The sequence below is a fragment of the Streptococcus danieliae genome, assembly GCF_013415245.1.
Classification (GTDB): Bacteria; Bacillota; Bacilli; order Lactobacillales; family Streptococcaceae; genus Streptococcus; species Streptococcus danieliae_A.
Genome location: NZ_JACBXX010000131.1, coordinates 1 through 3,045, shown reverse-complemented (window position 1 = coordinate 3,045; position 3,045 = coordinate 1). Strand labels below are relative to the sequence as shown.

1 protein-coding gene is annotated in these 3,045 nt (G+C 43.1%); it reads left to right on the top strand.

Annotated features, from left to right (window positions below):
- The first annotated feature begins 363 nt into the window (after positions 1-363).
- Positions 364-2,799: a bifunctional 2',3'-cyclic-nucleotide 2'-phosphodiesterase/3'-nucleotidase gene (locus tag HZY94_RS05885; protein WP_179925413.1), complete on the top strand. Its 2,436-nt coding sequence runs from the start codon at positions 364-366 to the stop codon at positions 2,797-2,799.
- The last annotated feature ends 246 nt before the right edge of the window (positions 2,800-3,045 follow it).

The window sequence follows — 3,045 nt, the reverse complement described above, 5'->3', positions numbered from 1 at the left end:
AAACCTTAAAATCCATTGTGAATAGAGAATGGACAAGGTCCTTTCTAGATACGTAGTGGTTTTATATTGTTGTATTTCAAAACTAAGCATCCATTATTTTTCAACTTTTGATTTTAAATGAGTATAACTTGCTCTGGAACAGCTGTCATTGTGGAATAGAAACAGTAGGAGTGGTATTGATTAGGCTTTTTGTGAGATCTAATCAATACTTTTTTGTTGAGTGATAGGCTTGGAAGTGTCTTTTAAACCGAGAACATTTTTAAAACTGGTTTGTAAAATGTTCGGATAAATCCGATAAAATCTTGAAATATGGCTTTGAATCGTTTATAATGTTCAAGAATCGAACAGTTTTAGGAGGTTATCATGGTTCATTCATATCTGAAAAAATCTGCGATGTTGCTCAGTTTAGCAGCAGCAGTAATGGTCGCTGAAGAGGTTCGGGCAGATCAAGCAGTGGATTCTCAAGCTGCAACAGGGCAAGAAGCAACTAGTGTGACAGTGGCTCAGGAAAGTCCTGCAAGTCCAGAGGCTCTTCTGCAAGTTTCAGAAACTCCAGTTCAGGAGCAGTCACCAGAGGTTACAGTCTTGGCTGAACCTGTTCAGGAAGAGGCCGTTAAGCCACCTGTCGAAGGTCAACGAGTGGATATGCGGATTTTGGCGACAACAGATTTGCATACCAATCTAGTGAACTATGATTACTATCAAGATATGCAAGTAGAGACGTTAGGCTTGGCTAAAACAGCTGTCCTAATGGAAGAAGCACTTGCTGAAAACTCAAATGTTGTGATTGTGGATAGTGGCGATACCATCCAAGGAACACCCCTTGGAACCTATAAGGCTGTTGTAGACCCTGTTAAAGAAGGGGAAGAGCATCCCATGTTTGCAGCCTTCAAAGAACTAAACTATGATGGGGCAGCCTTGGGGAACCATGAATTTAACTATGGTTTAGACTATCTACGTCGGATTGTGGCTTCTTCAAAAGTGCCGCTTCTAAACGCCAACGTTTTGGATGCCCAAACCAAGGAACATCTCTTTACCCCTTATGTCATTGTTCCTAAAGCCTTCAAAGATTCTGAAGGTCAATTGGTAACCGTGAATGTGGGACTTACAGGGATTGTACCACCACAAATCATGAACTGGGATCGTGCCCATTTGGAAGGAAAAGTAATTGCCTTGGATGCTGTTCAAGCCGTTACTGACTTGGTGCCACAAATGCGCAAGGCGGGAGCAGATGTCATTGTTGTCATGTCCCACTCAGGAATTGGCGATGACACGTATCTAGTTGGTGAAGAAAATATCGGTTACCAATTGGCTGGTATTCCAGGCGTTGATGCAGTTGCAACCGGTCATTCGCATGCCAATTTCCCATCTGGAACAGGTAATGGTTTCTACGCTAAGATTAAAGGTGTGGATGATGTCAATGGTAAAATCAATGGTATTCCGGTAACCATGGCTGGTAAATACGGAGACCATTTGGGAATCATGGACTTGAAACTCCACTATACCAAAGGGGCTTGGCAGGTTGAAGAATCAGGAACAGTCCTTCGCAAAATTGATACCAAGTCGACTAAGGCAGATGAACGTATCCTGAATTTAGCCAAGGAAGTTCATGAAGCGACAATTCGCTATGTGCGCCAAGAAGTCGGACAAACGCCAACACCGATCCATTCTTACTTCTCCTTGGTTCAAGATGATCCATCTGTTCAGATTGTCAACCAGGCACAAATGTGGTATGCCAAACAAGTTCTAGAAGGAACTCCGGATGCTGACTTACCTCTACTTTCAGCAGCAGCTCCCTTTAAGGCCGGAGCTCGTAATGATCCGAATGCCTATACAGATATGAAGGCTGGACCACTAGCTATTAAAAATGTCGCTGACCTTTACGTCTTTGATAATACTGTAGCCTTGCTTAAAATTACCGGTGCCCAACTCAAGGAGTGGTTGGAAATGTCAGCTGGTCAATTTAACCAAGTCGATCCTGCGAAGACAGAACCACAAAACATTATCAATACGTCCTTTAGAACTTACAACTTTGATGTTATTGATGGGGTTACCTACGAGTTAGATATTACTCAACCGAATAAATACTCTGTTGGAGCAGAATTGGTCAACCCAACAGCCAACCGTGTTCGAAACCTCCGCTACCAAGGTCAAGAAGTTGCAGATGATCAGCTCTTTATCGTGGTGACCAATAACTACCGTGCCAGCGGTCCATTCCCAGGAGTGAAAGATGCTCAAGAAAACCGTCTCTTGAATCTCCAGAACCGTCAAGCCTTAATCGACTACATCATTGCTGAAAAAACAATTGATGCCCGTCCTAACCAAAACTGGACCTTTGCAGATACCATTAAGGATCTCGATCTTCGCTTCTTGACCTCCCTAAAAGGACAAGAACATTTGGCTAGCAACCCAGCAATTTCCTTTGTAGGAATTTCCGAAGCCCTGGAAGGATTTGGAGAATACCGTTATCACTATAGCCCTGTTCTTCAACCAGTAGAACCTGAACAGCCAGAACAGCCAGCGCAACCTGAACAGCCGGAGAAACCAGCTCAACCGGAAGTAACACCGCTAACACCTGCCAAACCAGCTAAGGTTGAGACTGTGAAAGGACCTCAAGTGCTTTCTTACCAGTCAGGTCAAACTTTCCAAAAAGTTGCTTCATCCCAACCTCAAGTTAAAGAGCAGGCTGTTGCCGGCCAACTTCCAAAGACTGGTTCTGAACAGTCCTTGCTGATGAGTTTCGGTCTTGTGCTTTTAGGTTTACTACCAAAAGCCTTGTTGAAAGGGAAACAAGACTAATAGCAGATAGGAAAATGAGCTGAAAGTTCGTTAAATCCGAATAAGAAGGCCTATTTTTCCAGAGAAAAAGAGGAGGTTTCTGAAAAGACCTTCTTTTTTTCTATCTTCTTTCGTGATATAATCCCGACTTTATCACCTAAAAATAGACAAAGACCAGCTAACCCCTTGTGCCCCAAGGGATTTGGCTAGTCTTTTTTCTTATTTGGGTGTTGTATATGGAGCCTTAGCGTAGTTTTTTAGCTCTTC

Bases quoted from the DNA above. Each gene is read 5' to 3' on its own strand.
- HZY94_RS05885 (WP_179925413.1), top strand. From the start codon at position 364: ATGGTTCATTCATATCTGAAAAAATCTGCGATGTTGCTCAGTTTAGCA.